This is a genomic window from Parviterribacter multiflagellatus (genome assembly GCF_056863265.1).
Map to the genome: position 1 here is coordinate 242,291 of NZ_JBXPIZ010000004.1, position 20,288 is coordinate 262,578.

General features: G+C 74.3%; 20 protein-coding genes and 1 pseudogene. 13 read left to right on the forward strand and 8 right to left on the reverse strand.

Annotation, left to right across the window (positions count from 1 at the left end):
- Nucleotides 1-15 precede the first annotated feature (15 nt).
- The gene (locus AC1UE5_RS10555) at nucleotides 16-621 is read left to right on the forward strand and encodes a TetR/AcrR family transcriptional regulator (RefSeq protein WP_482922928.1); all 606 of its coding nucleotides are present in this window, start codon (nucleotides 16-18) and stop codon (nucleotides 619-621) included.
- Here AC1UE5_RS10555 and def read toward each other — a convergent pair.
- Both def and AC1UE5_RS10565 read right to left on the reverse strand, forming a co-directional pair.
- Nucleotides 618-1,175, reverse strand: a complete 558-nt coding sequence (def, locus tag AC1UE5_RS10560) for a peptide deformylase (protein ID WP_482922930.1) — start codon at nucleotides 1,173-1,175, stop codon at nucleotides 618-620. The two genes, AC1UE5_RS10555 and def, sit on opposite strands and share 4 nt — an antisense overlap.
- Nucleotides 1,172-2,734, reverse strand: a complete 1,563-nt coding sequence (locus AC1UE5_RS10565; protein WP_482922932.1) for an acyl-CoA carboxylase subunit beta — start codon at nucleotides 2,732-2,734, stop codon at nucleotides 1,172-1,174. The genes def and AC1UE5_RS10565 overlap by 4 nt, the downstream gene beginning before the upstream one ends.
- Between AC1UE5_RS10565 and AC1UE5_RS10570 the strand changes: the two genes are divergently transcribed.
- Both AC1UE5_RS10570 and AC1UE5_RS10575 read left to right on the forward strand, forming a co-directional pair.
- On the forward strand, nucleotides 2,733-4,058 hold the full coding sequence (locus AC1UE5_RS10570) for a D-arabinono-1,4-lactone oxidase (protein WP_482922934.1): 1,326 nt from the start codon (nucleotides 2,733-2,735) through the stop codon (nucleotides 4,056-4,058). The two genes, AC1UE5_RS10565 and AC1UE5_RS10570, sit on opposite strands and share 2 nt — an antisense overlap.
- A 25-nt stretch (nucleotides 4,059-4,083) precedes the next feature.
- Entirely contained in the window at nucleotides 4,084-5,007 is a 924-nt protein-coding gene (locus AC1UE5_RS10575; protein ID WP_482922936.1) for a DUF559 domain-containing protein, read from the forward strand.
- Here the strand turns inward: AC1UE5_RS10575 and AC1UE5_RS10580 are convergent.
- The 4 genes and pseudogenes from AC1UE5_RS10580 to AC1UE5_RS10595 form a co-directional block, all read right to left on the reverse strand.
- A pseudogene (locus AC1UE5_RS10580) lies at nucleotides 4,961-5,647 on the reverse strand (SDR family oxidoreductase); the annotation flags it as partial. The gene AC1UE5_RS10575 and the pseudogene AC1UE5_RS10580 sit on opposite strands and share 47 nt — an antisense overlap.
- An 11-nt stretch (nucleotides 5,648-5,658) precedes the next feature.
- A complete protein-coding gene (locus tag AC1UE5_RS10585; protein WP_482922938.1) occupies nucleotides 5,659-6,861 on the reverse strand; it encodes an amino acid deaminase/aldolase in 1,203 nt (400 codons plus the stop codon).
- The gene (locus AC1UE5_RS10590) at nucleotides 6,858-7,724 is read right to left on the reverse strand and encodes a GNAT family N-acetyltransferase (RefSeq protein ID WP_482922940.1); all 867 of its coding nucleotides are present in this window, start codon (nucleotides 7,722-7,724) and stop codon (nucleotides 6,858-6,860) included. Before AC1UE5_RS10590 ends, AC1UE5_RS10585 begins: the two co-directional genes overlap by 4 nt.
- Before the next feature lie 22 nt (nucleotides 7,725-7,746).
- Nucleotides 7,747-7,968 carry a DUF6458 family protein gene (locus tag AC1UE5_RS10595; RefSeq protein WP_482922942.1) on the reverse strand — a complete coding sequence of 74 codons (222 nt, stop codon included), beginning with the start codon at nucleotides 7,966-7,968 and terminating at the stop codon, nucleotides 7,747-7,749.
- A gap of 46 nt (nucleotides 7,969-8,014) precedes the next feature.
- Between AC1UE5_RS10595 and AC1UE5_RS10600 the strand changes: the two genes are divergently transcribed.
- The 7 genes from AC1UE5_RS10600 to AC1UE5_RS10630 all read left to right on the forward strand — a co-directional run bounded on the left by AC1UE5_RS10600 (nucleotide 8,015) and on the right by AC1UE5_RS10630 (nucleotide 14,849).
- Complete coding sequence (locus AC1UE5_RS10600; protein ID WP_482922944.1) at nucleotides 8,015-9,163, forward strand: acyl-CoA dehydrogenase family protein; 1,149 nt, start codon at nucleotides 8,015-8,017, stop codon at nucleotides 9,161-9,163.
- Between the two features lie 16 nt (nucleotides 9,164-9,179).
- Entirely contained in the window at nucleotides 9,180-9,806 is a 627-nt protein-coding gene (locus AC1UE5_RS10605) for a metallopeptidase family protein (RefSeq protein ID WP_482922946.1), read from the forward strand.
- Nucleotides 9,803-10,549 (forward strand): inositol monophosphatase family protein, encoded by a 747-nt coding sequence (locus AC1UE5_RS10610; RefSeq protein ID WP_482922948.1) that lies wholly within the window; start codon nucleotides 9,803-9,805, stop codon nucleotides 10,547-10,549. The genes AC1UE5_RS10605 and AC1UE5_RS10610 overlap by 4 nt, the downstream gene beginning before the upstream one ends.
- Before the next feature lie 120 nt (nucleotides 10,550-10,669).
- On the forward strand, nucleotides 10,670-11,452 hold the full coding sequence (locus AC1UE5_RS10615; RefSeq protein ID WP_482922950.1) for an MIP/aquaporin family protein: 783 nt from the start codon (nucleotides 10,670-10,672) through the stop codon (nucleotides 11,450-11,452).
- A gap of 40 nt (nucleotides 11,453-11,492) precedes the next feature.
- Nucleotides 11,493-12,494 carry a dihydroxyacetone kinase subunit DhaK gene (gene dhaK, locus AC1UE5_RS10620; RefSeq protein ID WP_482923307.1) on the forward strand — a complete coding sequence of 334 codons (1,002 nt, stop codon included), beginning with the start codon at nucleotides 11,493-11,495 and terminating at the stop codon, nucleotides 12,492-12,494.
- 1 nt (nucleotide 12,495) lies between these two features.
- Entirely contained in the window at nucleotides 12,496-13,146 is a 651-nt protein-coding gene (dhaL, locus tag AC1UE5_RS10625) for a dihydroxyacetone kinase subunit DhaL (RefSeq protein ID WP_482922952.1), read from the forward strand.
- Nucleotides 13,146-14,849 carry a putative PEP-binding protein gene (locus AC1UE5_RS10630; RefSeq protein WP_482922954.1) on the forward strand — a complete coding sequence of 568 codons (1,704 nt, stop codon included), beginning with the start codon at nucleotides 13,146-13,148 and terminating at the stop codon, nucleotides 14,847-14,849. Before dhaL ends, AC1UE5_RS10630 begins: the two co-directional genes overlap by 1 nt.
- A 7-nt stretch (nucleotides 14,850-14,856) precedes the next feature.
- On the opposite strand, the gene AC1UE5_RS10635 is transcribed toward AC1UE5_RS10630, so the two are convergent.
- Both AC1UE5_RS10635 and dhaM read right to left on the reverse strand, forming a co-directional pair.
- Nucleotides 14,857-15,126: an HPr family phosphocarrier protein gene (locus tag AC1UE5_RS10635; protein ID WP_482922956.1), complete on the reverse strand. Its 270-nt coding sequence runs from the start codon at nucleotides 15,124-15,126 to the stop codon at nucleotides 14,857-14,859.
- Nucleotides 15,110-15,508 carry a dihydroxyacetone kinase phosphoryl donor subunit DhaM gene (dhaM, locus tag AC1UE5_RS10640; RefSeq protein ID WP_482922958.1) on the reverse strand — a complete coding sequence of 133 codons (399 nt, stop codon included), beginning with the start codon at nucleotides 15,506-15,508 and terminating at the stop codon, nucleotides 15,110-15,112. The genes AC1UE5_RS10635 and dhaM overlap by 17 nt, the downstream gene beginning before the upstream one ends.
- A 34-nt stretch (nucleotides 15,509-15,542) precedes the next feature.
- Between dhaM and AC1UE5_RS10645 the strand changes: the two genes are divergently transcribed.
- The 3 genes from AC1UE5_RS10645 to AC1UE5_RS10655 all read left to right on the forward strand — a co-directional run bounded on the left by AC1UE5_RS10645 (nucleotide 15,543) and on the right by AC1UE5_RS10655 (nucleotide 20,235).
- Nucleotides 15,543-16,358 (forward strand): IclR family transcriptional regulator, encoded by an 816-nt coding sequence (locus tag AC1UE5_RS10645; RefSeq protein ID WP_482922960.1) that lies wholly within the window; start codon nucleotides 15,543-15,545, stop codon nucleotides 16,356-16,358.
- Nucleotides 16,359-16,431: 73 nt separating this feature from the next.
- The gene (locus AC1UE5_RS10650; protein WP_482922962.1) at nucleotides 16,432-18,612 is read left to right on the forward strand and encodes an ATP-dependent Clp protease ATP-binding subunit; all 2,181 of its coding nucleotides are present in this window, start codon (nucleotides 16,432-16,434) and stop codon (nucleotides 18,610-18,612) included.
- A gap of 102 nt (nucleotides 18,613-18,714) precedes the next feature.
- Complete coding sequence (locus AC1UE5_RS10655; RefSeq protein ID WP_482922964.1) at nucleotides 18,715-20,235, forward strand: flavin monoamine oxidase family protein; 1,521 nt, start codon at nucleotides 18,715-18,717, stop codon at nucleotides 20,233-20,235.
- Nucleotides 20,236-20,288 lie beyond the last annotated feature (53 nt).

The following is a 20,288-nucleotide window of genomic DNA, read 5'->3' on the forward strand; positions in this document are numbered from 1 at the left end:
GGTTACACTGAGGTCGTGCGAGCCCGCGCTCCCTTCACCCGGCTGCAGGTCGACGAGCGGCGCGCCGCGCTGCTCGCGACGGCGACCGAGCTGTTCGGGACGCACGGCTACGACGAGCTGTCGATGGCGAAGATCGCGAAGGCGGCCGGGGTCTCCAAGCCGCTGCTCTACCACTACTTCCCGACGAAGCAGAAGCTCTTCGAGGCGGTCCTGGCGGAGACGGCGGAGCGCATCCTCGGGCAGCTCGCGCTCGACACCACGCTCCCGCCCGCCGAGCAGCTCGCGACGGGCCTCGACGGGTTCCTGCGGCTGATCGACGAGAACGCGACGGCCTACGAGAAGCTGATGCGCTCCGCCGGCATCCCCGAGGTGCGCGAGCTGATCGACGGCGTCCGCGAGCAGACGGCGCAGACGATCCTCGCCGGCCTCGGCACCGACGCGCCGAAGGTGCGCGCGGCGGTCCGCGGGTGGCTGTGGCTGATCGACGGGGTGTGCCTGGACTGGGTGCGCGAGCGTGACCTCACCCGCGCCGACGTCCACGGCCTGCTGCTCAGCAGCCTGCTGGGCGCGCTGACGGCTGCGGGCTACGACCCCGCGCCGCTCGTGGCGCCGCCCTCCTAGCGGCCGCGCTCGCGCAGCGCGCGGATCGCGTCGCGCTTGGCGTCGCGGTCCAGGTGGTCGAGCACGAGGATGCCGTCGAGGTGGTCGATCTCGTGCTGCAGGCACGACGCGTGCGCGTCCTCGGCCTCGATCACCAGCTCGGCGCCGTGCTCGTCGGTCGCCCGCACGCGCACCGCGCGCGGCCGCTCCACCTCGTACACCGGGCCGCGGATCGACAGGCACCCCTCGACGAACGTCTCGCGCTCGTCGGAGGCCCACTCGATCTCGGGGTTGATCAGCGCCTGCGGCTCGGCGTCGGGCACGTCGGGCTCGCGGTAGACGAGCAGCCGCCGCAGCGAGCCGATCTGCGGCGCCGCGAGGCCCACGCCCCACGCGTCGATCATCAGCTGCTTCATCTCGGCGAGCTGCGCGCGGACGTCGTCGTCGATGTCGGTCACCGGCGCCGTCTTCGTGCGCAGCACCGGGTCGCCCCACTGGACGATCCGCGCGAACGCGCGCTCACGCCGCCGGATGACCTCGGGGTCGACCGTCTCGTCGTACTCGTCGTCGCTCATGGCCGGTACCCGCGTCCCTTCTCGCCGTTGCCCTGTTCGTGCCGGAGCAGCTCGTGCGCGCGCTCGGCCCAGTCGCACAGGATGCGTCGCGTGTCGCGCGGGTCGATGATCTCCTCGACCCCGAAGCGCTCGGCGGTGCGGAAGGGCGAGCGGACGGCGTTGAGCCGTGCCTCGATCTCCGCCCGCAGCTTGACAGGGTCGTCGCTGGTCTCGAGCTCGCGCCGGTACGCGACCTCCAGCCCGCCCGCGATGGGCAGCGAGCCCCAGTCGCCGGAGGGCCAGGCGTACCGCAGGTTCAGCCCGGCGTGGTTGCCGTGCCCGGCGCCCGCGACGCCGTAGACCTTGCGCACCAGGACGGACACCCACGGCACGCTCGCCTGGTACGTCGCGACCAGCGCGCGGGTGCCACGGCGGATCGTGCCCTGCTTCTCGCTCGCGGTGCCGATGACGAAGCCCGGCTGGTCGACGAGGTTGACGACCGGCAGGCGGAACGTGTCGCACAGGTCGACGAAGCGCGTGAGCTTGTCCGACGCGTCCGCGGTCAGGCCACCGGCGTAGTGGTTGGGGTCGGAGGCGATGACGCCCACCGGGCGGCCGTTCAGCCGGGCGAGCGCGGTGATCGTCGAGCGACCGAACCGCGCGCCCATGACGAAGAGCGAGCCCTGGTCGAACACCGCGTCGAGGATGCGGCGCATCTTGTACGGCTTGCGCGGGTCACGGGGGACGATGCCGAGCAGCTCCTCCTCGCGCCGGTCGGCGGGGTCGGTGGAGGCGACGACCGGCGGCAGCTCCCACACGTTGTCGGGCAGGTAGGAGAGGAAGCGCTTGAGCTGCTCGAGCGCGTCCTCCTCGCCGGAGGCCTCGTTGTCGACGGCGCCGGCGGCGGTCTGCGCGCGGGCGCCGCCGAGCTCCTCCTTGTCCGGCGTCTCGCCCATCGCCCAGGCGACGACCGGCGGCCCGGCGACGAAGAGCTGCGCGGAGTCGCGGACGATGACGCTGAAGTGCGAGGCCACCACGCGGGCGGCGCCGAGGCCCGCGCAGGGCCCGAGCGCGGCGGCGACGACGGGGACGCGCGCGAGGTTCGCGCCCATGAGGTCGAACCCGGGCACGAACGGCACGTACGTGTAGCCCATCGACTCGAGCGACTTGACGCTGCCGCCGCCGCCCGTGCCGTCGACGAGGCGGACGAGCGGCTGGCGGAGGTCGTGCGCGGCCTGCTCGGCCCACACCATCTTCTGCCAGATCGCGGCGTCGGCGGCGCCGCCGCGGATCGTGAAGTCGTCGCCCTGGACGACGGCGCGGCGGCCGTTGATCCGGCCCTGGCCGACGACCATGTTCGCGGCGGTGAAGTCCAGCAGCTCGCCGTGCTCGTCGTACTCCCCGAACCCGGCCAGCTCGCCGGTCTCGTGGAACGTCCCGGCGTCGAAGAGGCGGTCGACGCGCTCGCGGACGGTCAGCCGCCCGCGCTCGTGCTGGCGCCGCACGCGCTCCTCGCCGCCCATGCGGTGGGCCAGCTCGCGCCGGCGCGCCAGCTCCTCCAGCTCAGGCTCCCAGGTCATGCGGACGGCGAGTCTATTGGTGTGCCTCTCCTGCCAGGATGTCCGCGTGTGGAGGAACTGGACAGGTGAACAGGTTTGTACCCCATCGGTCGTCGAGCGGCCGCGCTCGACCGACGAGGTGCGGGCCGCGGTGCAGCGCGCGGTGGCGGCCGGCCGGCGCGTCCGGGTGGCGGGGGCGGGGCACTCGTTCACCGACGCGGTCCTGACCGACGGGACGCTGCTCGACCTGTCCGCGATGGACGCGGTGCTCGACGTGGACCGCGGCTCGGGCCTCGTGCGCGTGCAGGCGGGCATCAGCCTCAACGTGCTGTCGGCGCGGCTGCTCGAGCACGGGCTCGGCTTCGAGAACCTCGGCGACATCGACGTGCAGTCGATCGCGGGGGCGTGCGCGACGGGGACGCACGGGACGGGCAGTCGTCTCCGGAACCTCAGTGCGGGTGTCGTCGCCGTCCAGCTGGTCTTGGCCGACGGGTCCGTCAGGGAGATAGCGGGAGGAGAGGAGCTGCGGGCCGCACGCGTCTCGATCGGTGCGTTGGGCGTGGTGACCGAGATCACCCTGCGCTGTCCGCCGGCGTATGTGCTGCGGGGGCATGACGCACCGAGACCGCTCTCCGGCGTGCTCTCTTCCCTTGATCAGCTCGCCGACGGCGCGCGGCACTTCGAGTTCTACGTGTTCCCCCACAGCGACCTGGCGCTGACGCGGACGAACGACATCGTCGACGAGGCCCCGCGCCCGCCCGGCCGCGTGGACCGGTTCTTCAACGACATCGTGGTGGCGAACGGCGCGCTGCGCGCGGCCTGCGAGCTCGGCCGCCGCGTCCCGTCCGCGATCCCACTCGTCAACCGCACCGTCGCGCGCGGCTTCAGCGAGCGCGTGCGCGTCGACCGCTCCCACCGCATCTTCGCGTCCCCACGCCTCGTGAAGTTCACCGAGATGGAGCAGGCGTTCCCGCGCGAGGCCGCCGCGACGGTCATCCCGCAGATCAAGGCGACCCTCGAGCGCTACCCGGTCGTGTTCCCGATCGAGGTCCGCTTCGTCGCGGCCGACGACTCGCTGTTGTCCCCCGCCGGCGGCCGCGACACGGTCTACGTCGCGGTCCACAACCTCGTCGGGATGCCGTGGGAGGCGCCCTTCCGCGCCGTCCAGGCGATCGGCGACGAGTGGGCCGCGCGCCCCCACTGGGGCAAGCGCCACTTCCACACCGCCGAGACCCTGCGCCCGCGCTACCCGGAGTGGGACACGTTCGCCCAGGTCCGGGCCACCCTGGACCCGTCGCACGTCTTCACCAACGACTACGTGGCCCGGACCCTGGGGGCGAGTTAAGGAGGTCGTGCGCCTTCTCGACCGTATGAGTCGAAAAGGCGCATCACCTATCGAGGAGTTCCTCGCCGACCTGGCCGCGCGGCAGCACGGGGTCGTCGCGTGGTGGCAGATCGAGGCCGCGGGCCACACGCGGTGCCTCGTCGACACGAGGTTGCAGGCGAAGCGGCTCCACACGGTGCACCGCGGCGTGTACGCGGTCGGGCATCCGACGGTGACGCCGCGGGGGAGATGGATGGCGGCGGTGCTCGCCCTCGGCGCCGTCGCCGTCCTCTCGCACTGGTCCGCGGCGTGGTTGTGGGGGTTCGCGCAGGGTGGGGGAGCGCTGATCGACGTCACCGTGCCGGGCAGGGGCGGGAGGCAGCGGCGGAAGGGGGTCCGCGTGCACCACGCGGCCGAGGTGGAGCGGGCGGTGCGGGACGGGATCCCGGTCACCACCCCGGCGCGCACGCTCCTCGACCTCGCGGCCGTGGCGCCGCAGCGGGTCGTCGACCGCGCGGTGGACGCGGCGGAGCGCGAGCGGCTGTTCGACCTGGAGGCGATCCGCGCCCTCCCGCTCAACGGCCACCGCGGAGCCAAGAAGCTCCGCGCTGCGATCGCGAAGTGGGACGGCGCGCCCACGGACGAGGAGCTGGAGCGGCGCTTCCTGGAGCTGTGCGTGGAGCGCGGGCTCCCGCGGCCGCTCTCCCAGGCAGCGGTGGCGGGGTTCGCGTGCGACTTCGTGTGGCCGCACCACCGGCTGGTCGTGGAGCTGGACGGCCGGCACCACCTCACGCGCCGGCAGCAGCTGCTCGACCGCGAGAAGGAGGCCGCGCTGATCCTCGCCGGGTACCGCGTCCACCGGTTCGTCTGGCAGCAGGTCGTGCGCCGGCCCGACGAGGTGGAGGCGACCATGCGGGTGCTGCTCAGCGGGCGGTCCAGCCGAGGTCCATCGGCACCGGCACGCCGGTGAACGCGCGGCCGCCCGGGCCGCAGAGGAAGGCGACCACGTCGGCCACCTCGTCCGGCTCGATCAGCCGTTTGACCGCGTGCGGCGCCAGGATGACGTCGTCGAGGGCCTCCGACTCGGAGATGCCGTGCTCGCGCGCCTGCGCGGGGATCTGCGCCTCCACCAACGGCGTGCGGACGTACCCCGGGCAGAGCGCGGTGGCGAGGATGTTGGCGTCCGCCCCTTCCAGCGCCAGCGTGCGAACCAGGCCGAGCACCCCGTGCTTCGCCGCCACGTAGGCCGCCTTGTAGGGCGAGGCCACGAGGGCGTGGGCCGAGGCCACGACGACGATGCGCCCACCGGAAGGCGCCGCGCTCAGCGCCTCCCACGCGTACTTGGCCAGCAGGAACGGCGACGTGAGGAGCACCGCGAGCAGCGCGTCCCAGCGGTCCTCGGGGAACTCGCTCACCGGCGCGACGTGCTGGAAGCCCGCGTTCGGGATCACCGCGTCGAGCCGCCCGAACCGCTCCAGCGCGGCGTCCACCACCGCGCGGTTGCCCTCGCGCGTCGTCAGGTCCCCGTCGTCGACGTCGACCCCGTGCACGTCCCAGCCGTCGGCCGCCAGGCGCTGCGAGATCGCCTGGCCGATGCCGCTGGCCGCGCCGGTGACGAGGGCTACAGGAACGTCCGTCCCTCCCCGCGGTACGTCGGCACGGCGTCCACGACCTCGTCACCGCGAACGAGGTGGAGCGTGTCGAACCGCTCGCACAGCTCGCCCGCCTTGGCGTGGCGGAAGAACACGACGTCGCCGACGCGCAGCGACCGCGCGGCCTCGCCGTGCAGCGGCGTCTGGACCTCGCCGGCGCCCTCGAGCGGGTCGAGCTCGAGGCCCTCGGGGAGCGCCGGGCGGGGGAGCCGGTCCGCCCCCGCGGCGCCCGACGCGTGGTAGCCGCCGCCCAGGACGGTCGCGATCTCCGGGCTCGGGCGGCGGACGACGGGGAGCGCGAAGAACGCCGCGGGCCGCGGCGAGAACGCGCGGTACGTGTCGAAGAGCGTCGGCCCGTAGAGCCCGGAGCCCGCGGCGGCCTCGGTGACGTACGGCGCCTCGCGGGAGGTCCGCTCCAGCGAGCCGGTGCCGCCGCCGTTGACGAACTCCAGGTCGGGCGCCACGGCGCGCACCGCCTCGACGATGCGCCGCCGGCGCCCGGCCAGCTCGCGCGCGCTGAGCGCCTGCATCACCTGGATCGCGAGCCCGCGCGCCCGCGACGCGGGCCGGTCCCCCACGCCCGCGATCTGCGCCTCGTAGGCCATCATCCCCACGAGCCGGAACCCGGGCCGCGCCCCGATCGCCCGCGCGAACTGCGCCGCCTGCGCCGGCCCGTGGAGCGGCGAGCGCCAGGCGCCGACGCGGATCTTGCCACCGCGCAGCGGCTGCCACGACGTGTCGAGGTCGATCGCCACCCGCACCTCGGCGCGATCGGGCGACGACGGCGCGACCAGGCGGTCGACGAGATCGAGCTGCGCGACGTCGTCGACCATCAGCGTCACCTTCTTCGCCGCCTCCGCGTCGGAGGCCAGCGTGCGGAGGGCCGAGCGGTCGACGGTCGGGTAGCCGACGACGAGGTCGTCGAGGCCCTCCGACGCCAGCCACAGCGCCTCGGGCAGCGTGAACGCCAGCACGCCGGCGAAGCCGGGCCGCGCGAGCGTCGAGGTGAGCAGCGTGCGGCACCGGATCGACTTCGACGCGACACGGATCGGCATGCCCCCGGCCCGCCGCAGGAGGTCGTCCTCGTTCGCGGCGTACGCGTCCAGATCGACGCACGCGAAGGGCGCGTCTATCCCCGAAGTGGCTCGCGCGAGCCGCTCATACGTGGTCATCCCCAGAAGAGGTTGAACAGCCCGAACATCCGTCGCGGCTCATGGTCCACCGGCGGCCCGTACCGCATCCGCTGGGCGCTGTTGACCGCCTGGAAGCCCCAGCCGGCGAGCAGCCGCGCACCGGCCGCGTTGTCGTCGGGCACCGTGATCGTCAGCGGCTGGGGCTCGCTCACCAGCCCGCGCAGGACGACCTCGCCCGCCTCGGAGTCCTCGGCGATCACCGCCGGCCCGGCGCCCCAGGGCGTCTGCAGCGCCACGCCCGCGAGCACGCCGTCGCGCTCCCACCCGACGCCGAGCAGCGCGGGGAGCAGGTCGAGGACCGCGTGGCGGTCCTCGCCGGTCGCCAGGCGGTCCAGCTCCAGGATGCGCGCGCGGTCCGACGGGCGCAGGCGCCGGAGCCCCATCGCCGACAGCGGCCGCGGCCCGGGCGGAGTCCCGCGCCACGCGCGCGCCCGCGCCTCGTGCTCGAAGCCGACCCGCTCGTAGACCGGGCGGCCCATGTCGGTCGCGTACAGCATCGTCGTGCGCGCGCCGCGGCCCTCCAGCCAGTCGATCGCCGCGCGCGTGAGCTGCTCGCCGATCCCGCGCCGCCGCGCGCGCGGGAGCACCCCGAGCGCGCCGATCCAGCCGGTCTCGCCGAACCAGGCGCAGCAGGCACCGCCGACGAGCCGCTTGCCGGAGACCGCGACGAGGATCTCGCCGTCCGGTGAGTCGCGGGGGTAGTTGAGCAGCCGCGCGACGTGCGGGCCGAAGCCGGCCTCGTCGAGGGTGCGGGCGACAGGCTCACCCGGGCGTGCCGGCCGGATCTCCACTCGCGGCTCCCTGCGACGCGAGAAGGGGAGGACGGTGCTGCCGGCGGCCACCGCCCGACCCTACAACCTGGGCCTATGCGAGGGGATCCCGCTCGACGTAGCGCTCGCGCCGCACGGGCACGGCGCGGTCGCGCGCCTGCATCAGGAAGACCAGCGAGATGAGCAGGCCGACGGCGCCGACGACCATCAGGATGACGCCGACGGTGGCCAGCTCGATCCCGGCGATCGTGTCCGTGACCGCGAACTTCAGGATCGCCCCGACCGCGAGGAGGAAGAGGCTCGTTCCGATTCCCATGATCGGCGCGTTACCCGCCTAGGCACGGCCATTACCATCAGTTGGCATGCAGACGACGAGCCCGGACGTGTACTCCATCCCCCAGGAGTTCCTGGACTTCAAGGACACGATCCGGCAGATCGCCGTCGAGCGCGTCGCGCCCCGCTCCCACGACCTCGACCAGAAGGCCGAGTACCCGCACGACCTCCGGCAGCTGCTGGCCGAGAACGACATCCTCGCGCTGCCGTTCGCCGAGGAGCACGGGGGAACGGGCACCGGCACGCTGATGCTGCAGATGGCGGTCGAGGAGCTGGCGAAGGTCGACGCCTCCGTCGCGCTCATGCTCATGGTGCAGGAGCTCGGGACGCTCCCGATCCAGCTCTTCGGCAGCGACGAGCTGAAGGAGCGGTTCCTCCCCAGGTGCGCCACCGGCGAGTGGTCGCCGGCGTTCGCGCTGTCCGAGCCGGAGGCGGGCTCCGACCCCGTCGCGATGCGCACGTCCGCCGTCCAGGACGGCGACGACTGGATCATCAACGGCCAGAAGGCCTGGATCACCAACGCCGGCATCGCGGACTTCTACGTCGTCTTCGCCACCACCGACCGCGAGAAGCGCCGCACCACGGCGTTCGTCGTCGAGGCCGACCGGCCCGGCTTCTCCACCGGCAAGCTCGAGCACAAGCTCGGCATCCGCTCCTCGCCGACCGGCTCGCCGGTGCTCGAGGACGTGCGGGTGCCGTCGGAGAACATCATCGGCGAGGTCCACAAGGGCATGCACGTCGCGCTCGGGACGCTGGAGCGCACGCGCCTCGGCGCCGCCGCGCAGGCGGTTGGCATCGCCCAGGGCGCGACCGACTACGCCGCCAGCTACGCGCGCGAGCGGGTCACGTTCGGCAAGCCGATCAACCAGCACCAGGCGATCGCGTTCAAGCTCGCCGACATGGAGGCGGGCACCGCCGCCGCGCGCGAGCTGCTCTACAAGGCGTGCGCGCTGGCCGACCGCAACGACCCGCAGCTGGCCAAGTACTCGTCGATGGCCAAGCTCATCGCGTCCGACAACGCGATGCGCGTCACCGTCGAGGCCGTGCAGGTGCTCGGCGGGTACGGCTACGTGACCGAGTACCCCTTGGAGCGGATGATGCGCGACGCGAAGATCACCCAGATCTACGAGGGCACGAACGAGATCCAGCGCATGGTCATCTCGAGGACGATGGCGTGAGGAGCCCGAGCTAGCCATGCCCCCGCTCCGCCGCATCGCGTTCGCCGCAGTCGTCGCGCTCTCCGTCGCGCTGTCGGCGATCGCGCTGCTGCAGGGCTTCCACACCTCGTTCCCGATCCGCCTGCTGGAGACGGCCGCGCTGATCTTCCTCGGCGCGGCGGTGATCGGCGGCGGGATGATGGCGATCGGCCTGCGGATGGCCGACTGGCGGGAGCCCGAGTCCGAGGCGGAGTTCGACCGCATCGTCGAGCGCTCCGAGCGCCTGGCCCGCGAGGGCCTCGCGGCCGAGCCCGACGAGATGGAGTTCCTCGAGCTCGACCCGCTCAACGACGAGGACTTCGAGGAGCTGGTTCGCGAGGCGCTCGACGAGCTCCCCGACCTGCTCCAGGAGGCGCTGCGCCGCAACGTCGGCGTCGTCATCTCCGACGACGGCCGCCGCCACCGCGCGTACGGCCTGTACCGCGGCGACGGCGTGTCCCGCGACAACTTCCCGGACCAGATCATCATCTTCCGCGACACCCTCCGCCGCGACTTCGGGCACGACCCGGAGCTGCTGCGCGAGCAGGTCACGATCACGGTCCGCCACGAGCTGGCCCACCACCTCGGCGCCGACGAGCTCGGCGTGCGCGACCTCGGGCTTTGAGCTCCGATCTGGAGGTCGCCGTCGCGGCCGTGCGAGCCGCGGGCCCGGTGCTGCTCGACAAGCACGGCCGGGTGAGCGTCGGGTTCAAGTCCGCGCCGACCGACGTCGTGACCGAGGCGGACGTGGCGGCCGAGGCCGCGGCGGTCGCGGTCATCGCTCGCGAGCGGCCGGACGACGGGATCCTCGCCGAGGAGGGGTCGAACGCGGACGGCGCGCGCCAGTGGACGGTCGACGCGCTCGACGGGACGCTCAACTACACGCTCGGCATTCCCGTCTGGTGCACCGCGGTGTCGCTGACGGACGCGGATGGGGAGCGGCTGGCGAGCGCGGTCCTCGACCCGTCGCGCGACGAGCTCTTCTGCGCCGCCCGCGGCGAGGGCGCGTGGGTCGTCCGCGGCGACGGCTCGCGCGAGCGCCTGCAGGTCGCCGGCCCGGAGCGGCTCGGCGACGCCGTCAGCTCGCTCTACGTCCACCCCGGCGCCGTCCCGGACGGCGCCAAGCGCCTCGTCGACGCGACCGGCACCCTGCGTGCGCTCGGCTCCGGCTCGCTCGAGCTGGCCTGGACGGCCGCCGGCCGCCTCCACGCGTGGACGCAGTACGACGCGCTGGCGTGGGACTGGCGCCCCGGCGCCCTCCTCGTCGCCGAGGCAGGCGGCGTCGCGCTCGAGACCGGTCGCTGGTCGATCGCCGCCCGCGCGCCCCTGGCGGACCAGATCGCCGCGACGGTCGAGCCGGTCGCCTGAGAACGGCACGGGTGCGCGTCCGCACCCGGCTTCGCTTGACACCTCCGCGAGGCGGGAGTACGGTCGCGGCCGTAACGACATTCGACATTGTCGAATGCGGGTCGGCCCAAGGAGGGCAAGGTGGAGGAACACTCGCTGTCCCAGCGCGCGCTGGCCGAGACGCTCGGCACGGCGCTGCTCGTGCTCGTCGGTCCCGGTTCCGTCGTCGCGACGCTCCAACTGGCGGGCGACAGCACGCCGGCGATCACCGGCGCGGATCTGCTCGGCATCTCGTTCGCGTTCGGGCTCGTCATCACGGCCCTCGTGTACGCGATCGGCAAGGTGTCGGGCTGCCACATCAACCCAGCGGTGACGTTCGCGCTCGCCGTCACGCGCCGGTTCCCGTGGCGCGAGGTGCCCGCGTACGTCGGCGCGCAGGTCGTCGGCGCGGTGCTCGGCGCGCTGGCGATCTGGGCGGTGTTCGCGGGCGCGGCGATCGACCTCGGGATGGGCATGACGTCGTTCAACGAGGACACCACGACGTGGGCCTCGGCGATCTTCGCGGAGGGCATCGGCACCGCCATCCTCGTCTTCGCCGTCCTCGGGATCGTCGACGGCCGTTCGCCCAGCGAGTTCGCGGGCGTCGTCATCGGTGGCGTCGTCGTGGCGATCATCATGGTCGTCGGGCCGATCACCGGCGCGTCGCTCAACCCGGCGCGCGCGTTCGGCCCCGAGCTGATCTCCGCGATCGGCGACGGCCCGACGCAGTGGGCGCAGCTCATCCCGGTCTACGTCCTGCCCGCGCTCGTCGGCGGTGCGCTCGCCGCCGTGACGTACGACTACCTGACAACGCCACGCAAGACGGCGCGCCCGATCCGCGAGGCGGTCACGACGCCCGACACCACGCCCGCGCCGACGGTCTAGGCAAGAGGAGAACGACATGGCAGCTGCCACCACCGCGCCGATGCGCAAGTTCCTGAACGACCCCGCGAACGTCGTCACCGAGTCGGTGCAAGGGCTCGCGCTCGCGCACGGGGATCTGGTCCGCTACGACGCCGCGCAGGGCTTCGTCGCGCGTGTCGGGGCGCCCCGGGAGGGGAAGGTCGCGCTCGTCTCGGGCGGCGGCTCGGGGCACGAGCCGCTCCACGCCGGCTTCGTCGGGCGCGGCATGCTCGACGCGGCCTGCCCCGGGGAGGTCTTCACGTCCCCGGTGCCCGAGCAGATGCTCGCCGCGACCAAGGCGGTCGACGGTGGCGCGGGCGTCGTGCACCTCGTCAAGAACTACACGGGCGACGTGATGAACTTCAAGCTCGCGGCCGAGGACGCCGCGGACGAGGGGATCGCGGTCGAGTCCGTGCTGCTCGACGACGATGTCGCCGTCAAGGACTCCCTCTACACGGCCGGTCGCCGCGGGGTCGGTGCGACGGTCCTGGCCGAGAAGATCAGCGGCGCGGCCGCCGAGCGCGGCGACGACGTGGCGGCGGTCGCCGCGGTCGCCCGGCGGGTCAACGAGCGGACCCGCTCGTTCGGCGTCGCGCTCTCGTCCTGCACGCCGCCCGCCGCGGGCGCGCCGATCTTCGACCTGCCCGCCGGCGAGATGGAGGTCGGCGTCGGCATCCACGGCGAGCCGGGACGCCGGCGCGAGAAGCTCGTGACCGCGCGCGAGATCGCCGCCGAGATGGTCGAGGCCGTGCTCTCCGACCGCCCGCTCGCGAGCGGCACCCCCGTGCTGGCGTTCGTGAACGCGCTGGGCGGCACGCCGCTGCTCGAGCTGTACCTCCTGCACGGCGAGATCGAGCGGGCGCTGGCGGACGCGGGCCTCCGCGTCGAGCGCCGCCTCGTGGGTCCGTACATCACGTCGCTCGAGATGGCCGGTGCGTCGCTCAGCCTCCTGGAGCTGGACGAGGAGCTGACCGCGCTGTGGGACGCCCCGGTGCACACGCCTGCCCTCCGCTGGGGCGTCTGAGATGATCGCCGCCACCGCGATGGACGCCGCCGCCGTGACCGCCTGGATGTCCGCCGTCGAGGCGGCGGTCCGCGCCGAGCGCGACCATCTGACCCAGCTCGACGCCGCGATCGGCGACGGCGATCACGGGACGAACATGGATCGCGGCTTCACCGCGGTCGGCAAGGCGCTCGGCGGCGACGGCGTCGAGGGCCAGCCCCCCGGCAAGCTGCTGATCCTCGCCGGCAAGACGCTGGTCTCGACGGTCGGTGGGGCGAGCGGCCCCCTCTACGGACAGGCCTTGCGGCGCGCCGGCCGGGCGCTCGGCGACCGGGAGACGGTGGACGCGCTGGCGCTGGCGGACGCGCTGGACGCCGGCATCGCGGGGATCGTCGACCTCGGTGCCGCGGCGCCGGGCGACAAGACGATGCTGGACGCGCTGGTGCCCGCGGCCGCGGCGCTGCGCGCGGCGGCCGGCGAGGGCCGGCCGCTGGCCGCGGCGGTCGACGCCGCCGCGTCCGCGGCCGAGGAGGGCGCGCGGGACACCACGCCGCTGCAGGCGCGCAAGGGCAGGGCCTCTTACCTGGGCGAGCGCTCGATCGGCCATCAGGATCCCGGCGCGACGTCGGCGGCGCTGCTGCTGCGTGCGCTGCACGCGACGCTGGCGGCGTGATGGGCGAGCGGCAACTCGCCGGCCGCCCCGCGTCCCCCGGCGCCGTCGCGGGGCCGGCCTGGCTGCTCGACCCGCTCGTCGACGACGCACCCGGGGCCGTGGCGGAGGCGGCGCGCGCGGCGGAGGCGGCACGCGCCGCCGAGGGGCTCGCGGCCGCGGCGGCCGAGCTCGACGCCGTCGCCGAGCGGCTTGCGGCGGACGGTCGCGAGGACGATGCCGCGATGGTCGAGGCGGGCGCGATGATGGCTCGCGACCCGATGCTCGCGGCGGCCGTCGCGGCACACGTGACGGCCCACGGACGTACCGCTGCCGCGGCGGTCCTGGCCGGGAGCGCGGAGCAGGCGGCGATCCTGGCCGCGCTCGACGACCCCATGCTCGCCCAGCGGGCCGACGACGTGCGCAGCGTCGGGCGGCGAGCGGCGCGGTGGCTGGCCGCCACCGCTTCCACGGACACCGCGCCCCCTCCCGGCGCGGTGGTCGTCGCGCGCGACCTCGGCCCGGCCGACGTGGCCGACGTGGCCGAGGTCGCCGGCGGGTTCGCGCTCGCCGCGGGCGGCGCGACGGCGCACGCCGCCATCGTCGCTCGGTCGCTCGGCCTGCCGATGGTCACCGGCCTCGGGGACGCCGTCCTGCGCGTGGGCGCCGGGGCGGAGCTCGTCGTCGACGGCGACGCCGGGATCGCTGTCCTGGCCCCGGCGCACGCGCGCGTGGCGGCCGCGCATGCCGCGGCGGACCGTCGCCGCGCGCTGCGCCAACGCGCCGCGGCGGAGCGGGACCTGCCCGCCGTCACCCGCGACGGTCACCCGATCGCGGTCCTCGCGAACGTCGCCGCCGCGCCCGAGGTCCCGGTCGCGCTGGCGGCCGGGGCGGAGGGCGTTGGGCTGCTCCGCACAGAGCTGGCGCTGCTGGACGCCCCCGCGTGGCCGGACCAGGCGGCGCACCGCCGCGCGCTCGGCCCGATCCTGCGGCAGCTTGACGGCCTGCCGGTGACCGTGCGCGTGCTCGACTTCGGCGGCGACAAGGTGCCGCCCTTCCTGCGCGGGACGCCGCTGCGCGGCATCGAGCTGCTGCTCGCTCATCCCGACGCGCTGCGGGCCCAGCTCGCCGGGCTCGTGGACGCTCGCGGCGACGCGGCGGTGCGCGTGCTGGTGCCGCTCGTCTCGGCGCCCGAGCAGGTCGACGCGGTCCGGGCGCTCCTGCCGGCGGGCGCGGACCTCCCCGTCGGCGCGATGGTCGAGACGCCCGAAGCCGCTGCACACGCCGCCGCGCTCGCCGCGCGCTCGGACTTCCTCTCGATCGGGACCAACGACCTCACCGCCTCGACGCTCGGGGTCGACCGCTTCGCGGCGGGCGCCGCTGTCGCGCACGATCCCCGGGTGCTCCGCCACGTCGCGGCGACCGCGGCCGCGGCGGCGCACGCCGCGGTGCCGCTCGAGGTCTGCGGCGAGGCGGCCTCCGATCCGGTGCTGTGCCCGCTGCTGGTCGGCCTGGGCGTCGCCGAGCTGAGCGTCGGGGCCGCCCGCGTCGGGACCGTCCGCGCGTGGATCCGCGCGCTCGATCGAGGGCAGGCCGCGCGCCTGGCCCGGCAGGCGCTGGCGGCGGCCTCGGCCGACGAGGTCGAGGCGCTCGTGGCGCCGGTGGCCGCGCGCCTGCGCGCGATCGAGCGCGGCGAGGCGCCGGCCGAGCCGGTCGCGGCGCGATGAGCCCGCGCTACTCGGTGAGCGCGGCGACGAGCGCGCTCAGCGCGTCGAGCGCGGGCTCGGCGTCGTCGCCGTCGGCGCGCAGCCGCAGGTCGGTGCCGCGGCGGGCGCCGAGACCGAGCACCGCGAGCAGGCTCTTCGCGTCGGCGACGCGGCCGCCGGCCTCCACCTCGATCCGCGCGTCGAAGCCCATCGCGGCCTTGACGAACTGCGCGGCGGGCCGGGCGTGCAGGTCGACCTCCGCGGGGAGCGTCACCAGGGTCTCAGAGCTTGCGGGCATCACGTGCCTCCTCGGCTGCGCGGACGACGTCGGGCAGTGGGCTGCCCATCGAGGCCACGACGGCCGCCGCCACGGCACCCTCCACGAGGGGCGCGTCGGCGAGGGTCGCGTGGCCGTTGCCGTTCCCGTCGGCGCCCGCGTCCTCGAGCACGCTCCGGATGGTCAGGATCGCGCTGCCCAGGTCCCCGAGCACGAGCACGCCGTCGCCCGTGTCGGCGGCGGCGATCGCCTCGCGGACGAGCTCCTCGGACGTGCCGAGCGAGCCCTCGGGCCCGCCACCGGCCGCCCGGATCCGCAGCTCGGGACCGGCCATCTGGCCGGCCAGCTCGACGACTCCCCGGGCGAGGTCCTCGCTGTGCGACACGACTACGATCCCGACCACGTGCGCAGCGTACATCCTCGAAGGACATTCGACAATGCCGAATGAACGGTCCTCGGGCGCGCGGCCCCGCACGGCGAAGCGCGGCACGATCCAGTCGGTCGACCGCGCCGCGCGCATCCTGAAGATCCTCGCCAGCGGGCCGCGGCGGCTGGGGGTGTCGGAGATCGCGCAGCGGCTCGACCTCGCCGCACCGACCGTCCACGGGCTGCTCCAGACGCTCCAGGCGCACGGCTTCGTCGAGCAGGACCGCGACACGGACAAGTACCAGCTCGGCGCGGGGCTGCTGCAGCTCGGCAACTCGTACCTCGATCTCAACGAGCTGCGCGCGCGCTCGCTGCAGCACGCTGAGCGGCTCGCCGCGCGCGCGGACGCGGCCGTGCGCGTGGGCGTGCTGCACGGTGCCAGCGTGGTCGTCGTCCACCACGTGTTCCGGCCGGACGACACGCTGCAGATCCTCGAGGTCGGCGCGCAGCTGCCGGCCCACGCGTCCGCGCTCGGCAAGGCGATGCTCGCCTACGCGTCCGAGGAGGTCGTCGAGGACCTCGTCGCCGCGGGCCTGCCGAAGCTCACCGGGAGGACCCTCTCGGCGCGCGCGCTGCGCGAGGAGCTGGCGGCGATCCGGGCTCGCGGCATCGCGCGCGAGCGCGACGAGGCGGTCCTCGGCGAGGCCAGCGTGGCGGCGCCGATCTTCGACCACGCCGGCCACGGCGTCGGCGCGATCGGCGTCGTCGGCGACACCGACCGGATCCTTCCGCGCGGGCCCCGCAAGGGGCTGGTCACCGCCGTCTCGGAGGCCGCCCGCGGTGTCTCCCGTGAGCTCGGCGCACCCCGCTGGCCGACCAGCGCCTGACATCCGCCGGTGCGGTGCGTGCTGTCGGGCACGGTAGGTGCATGCGCAACTACTGCGTGATATCTTAGTCCGCGTGACTGAGATCTTCTGCACCGCGTGTGGCCGTCCTGCGGCGGTCCGCATGCAGGTCGTGAACCAGGGCGTGCGGCGCGAGATCGCGCTGTGCGAGCAGCACGCAGCCGAGCTCCAGGCGCGTGCCGGTGTGGCCGGCGGCTTCCAGCCGGGCCCGTTCGGCGCTGCGCGCGGTGAGCAGGCGGAGGGTGCGGCCGACGCCGGCTCCAAGACGCCAGCTCTCGACGAGTTCGGCCGCGACCTCACCGGCGACGCCCGCGAGGGCCGCATCGATCCGGTGATCGGCCGCGACGCCGAGATCGAGCAGACCGTCGAGATCCTCGCCCGCCGGCGCAAGAACAACGCCGTGCTGATCGGCGAGGCCGGCGTCGGCAAGACCGCGATCGCGGAGGGCCTGGCCCTGCGCGTCGCGAGCGACGACGTCCCGGACACGCTGCGCGGCGCGCGCATCGTGGCGCTCGACCTCGCCGGCATGGTCGCCGGCAGCCAGTACCGCGGCCAGTTCGAGGATCGGCTGAAGAAGGCGCTGGCCGAGGTGGTCGAGTCCGAGGGCCGCATCGTGCTCTTCATCGACGAGATCCACACCGTGCTCGGCGCCGGCAACGCCGAGGGCGGGATGGACGCCGCGAACATGCTCAAGCCGATGCTCGCCCGCGGTGAGCTGCGGATGGTCGGCGCCACCACGCTGGCCGAGTACCGCAAGATCGAGCGTGACGGCGCGCTCGCCCGCCGGTTCAGCCCCGTGATGGTCGAGGAGCCCTCGACCGACGAGGCGATCGCGATCCTGCAGGGCCTGCGCGCGGCGTACGAGGCGCACCACGAGGCGACGATCACCGACGCGGCGGTCGAGGCGGCCGTGCGGCTGTCCGAGCGCTACGTCACCGAGTACCAGCTGCCCGACAAGGCGATCGACCTGATGGACCAGGCCGCCGCGCGCGTCCGCCTGAGCGGCGGCGCGGGCGACGACGAGGCCGCCGGCATCCGGCGCGCGCTCGACGAGGCCCGGGCCGCGAAGGAGCGGGCCGTCCAGAACGAGGAGTACGAGCGCGCGGCCGAGCTGAAGCTCGCGATCGAGGGCTTCGAGTCCCGTCTGGAGGCGCTCGGCGTGCCCGCCGACGAGGCGAGCAAGCCGGTCGAGCGGGTCGTCGACGAGCGTGACGTGGCCGCGGTGGTCGCGGCGCGCACCGGCATCCCGGTCGGCGAGCTGGTCGCCGGGGAGCTGGAGCGCCTCAGCGAGCTGGAGGCCGACCTGCACCAGCGGGTCGTCGGCCAGGACGCCGCGGTCGAGCTCGTCTCCGACGCCATCCGCCGCGCCCGCGTGGGCCTGGCCGACGAGGACCAGCCGCTCGGCACGTTCCTCTTCCTGGGCCCGACCGGCGTCGGCAAGACGGAGCTGGTGAAGGCGCTGAGCGAGCGGCTGTTCGCCACCGAGAAGGCGCTCGTCCGCATCGACATGTCCGAGTTCCGCGAGCCGCACACGGTCGCGCGGCTGATCGGCTCGCCGCCCGGCTACGTCGGGTACGGCGAGGGCGGCCAGCTCACCGAGCCCGTGCGGCGCCGGCCCTACAGCGTCGTGCTGCTCGACGAGATCGAGAAGGCGCACCCCGAGGTGTGGAACGTCCTGCTCCAGCTGATGGACGACGGGCGGCTCACCGACGGTGAGGGCCGGACGGTCGACTTCACCAACACGGTCGTCGTGATGACGTCGAACCTGGGCGCGGGCGGCGCGAAGAAGCGCGGCCTGGGCTTCACCGCGGCGGACGACACGTCCGCGGACGAGGACCGGATGCGCGCCGCCGCGAAGGCCGCGTTCCTGCCCGAGTTCCTCAACCGGATCGACGAGATCGTGACGTTCGAGGCGCTGTCCGAGCAGCACGTCGAGCGGATCGCGGAGGTGATGGTCGGCAAGATCGCCGAGCGGCTGCGGGCCGAGCGCGGCGTCGAGCTGGAGGTCGAGCACGACCTCGTGGCCCGGCTGGCGCGCGAGGGCTTCGACGCCGACTTCGGCGCCCGCCCGCTCAAGCGCCACCTGCGCCGGACGCTCGAGAAGGAGCTGACCCGCGCGATCCTCGACGGCCGCGTCGTCGAGGGCAGCCGCGTCGTGGCCCGCGCGGGCGAGGACGGGGCGATCGTGCTCGAGGTCGAGCAGCGCGACGCGCCGCAGCCCGCCGCCGCGGCGTAGGACGGCGCGGCCCACGCGGCCGCGCCAGGTTGGCCCCACCGGACCACCGTCAACGACTAGCGTGCGCGCCAGGTCTCGAGTTCCCGGAGGAGGAGCGAGGACATGGCGCGCACGCCGTTGATGGGTCGTCTGCAGGAGGCCGCCGCCGAGGCGGCGCCGACACGCAGGCAGGTGCTGCAGGCCGGCGCCTTGGCCGCCGCGGCGGCGGTCGCCCCGCGCTGGGCCCCGGTCGCGCAGGCCGCGACTGCCCCGCGCATCGCGGTCGTCGGCGGCGGGCTCGCCGGGCTGACCGCGGCCTACCGGCTGCGGCAGGCCGGGCACGCCGCGACGGTCTACGAGGCCAGCGACCGGCTGGGCGGCCGCTGCTGGTCGATCCGCGGCGCGTTCGCCGACGGCCAGGTCGCCGAGCACGGCGGCGAGCTGATCGACCAGGGGCACACGGCGATCCGCCAGCTCGCGCAGCAGCTCGGGCTGCGGCTCGACAACCTCCTGAGCGCCGAGCCGAACGGGACCGAGCCGTTCTACCGGTTCGACGGCCAGCCGTACACGTACGCGCAGGCGACGACCGACCTCAAGGCGATCTGGCAGCAGATCCACAAGGACGTCAGCGCCGCGAGCTACCCGACGCTGTACGACGGCACCTCCACGCCGCGCGGCCGCGAGCTCGATCGGATGTCGATCGCGGACTGGATCGGCGCGTACGTCCCGGGCGGCCTGTCGTCGAAGCTCGGGCAGCTGCTCGACATCGCCTACACGATCGAGTACGGCGCCGAGATCGCCGACCAGAGCGCCCTGAACTTCCTCTACCTGATCGGCTACTCCGGCCAGGGGCAGCTGCGGCTCTTCGGGCCCTCGAACGAGAAGTACCACGTGCGCGGCGGCAACGACCAGATCCCCGCGGGCATGGCCGCGGCGATCGGGGAGGCGCGCATCCGGCGCGGGCACGCGCTCACGGACGTCCGCGAGAACGCGGACGGGACGTACCGCCTCGGCTTCGCGAACGGCGCCGTCGTGACCGCCGACCGCGTCGTCCTGGCGCTCCCGTTCTCGATCCTGCGCGCGTCGGTGGACATCTCGAAGGCCGGCTTCAAGGCGCTCAAGCGGACCGCGATCGCCGAGCAGGGCATGGGCACGAACTCGAAGCTCAACGTCGGCTTCACCCGCCGCCACTGGGCGGCGCTCGGCAACAACGGCGACACGACCGCGGACACCGGCTTCCAGAACACGTGGGAGGTCAGCCGCGGGCAGGCCGGGGCGAGCGGCATCCTCGTCGACTACACGGGCGGGACGATCGGCGCGAGCTTCGGCACCGGCACGCCGGCGGAGCGGGCGCAGCAGTTCCTCGGCCAGCTCGAACCCGTGCTGCCCGGCATCACGCAGGCGTGGAGCGGCCGCGCGACGGTCGACTTCTGGCCTGGGCACCCGTGGACGAAGGGCTCGTACTCGTACTGGAAGGTCGGCCAGTACACGAGGTTCGCCGGGGTCGAGCGCGAGCCCGAAGGCCGGCTCGGCACGTGCCACTTCGCGGGCGAGCACACGTCGGTGGACTTCCAGGGCTACCTCAACGGGGCGGTGGAGACGGGCGAGCGCGCGGCTGCGGAGGTCGTCGCCGCGCTCCGTTGACTCGCGAGTCAACTGCGGGTGTACGCTGTAGGAGAACGGCCCCCGCGAGTGCG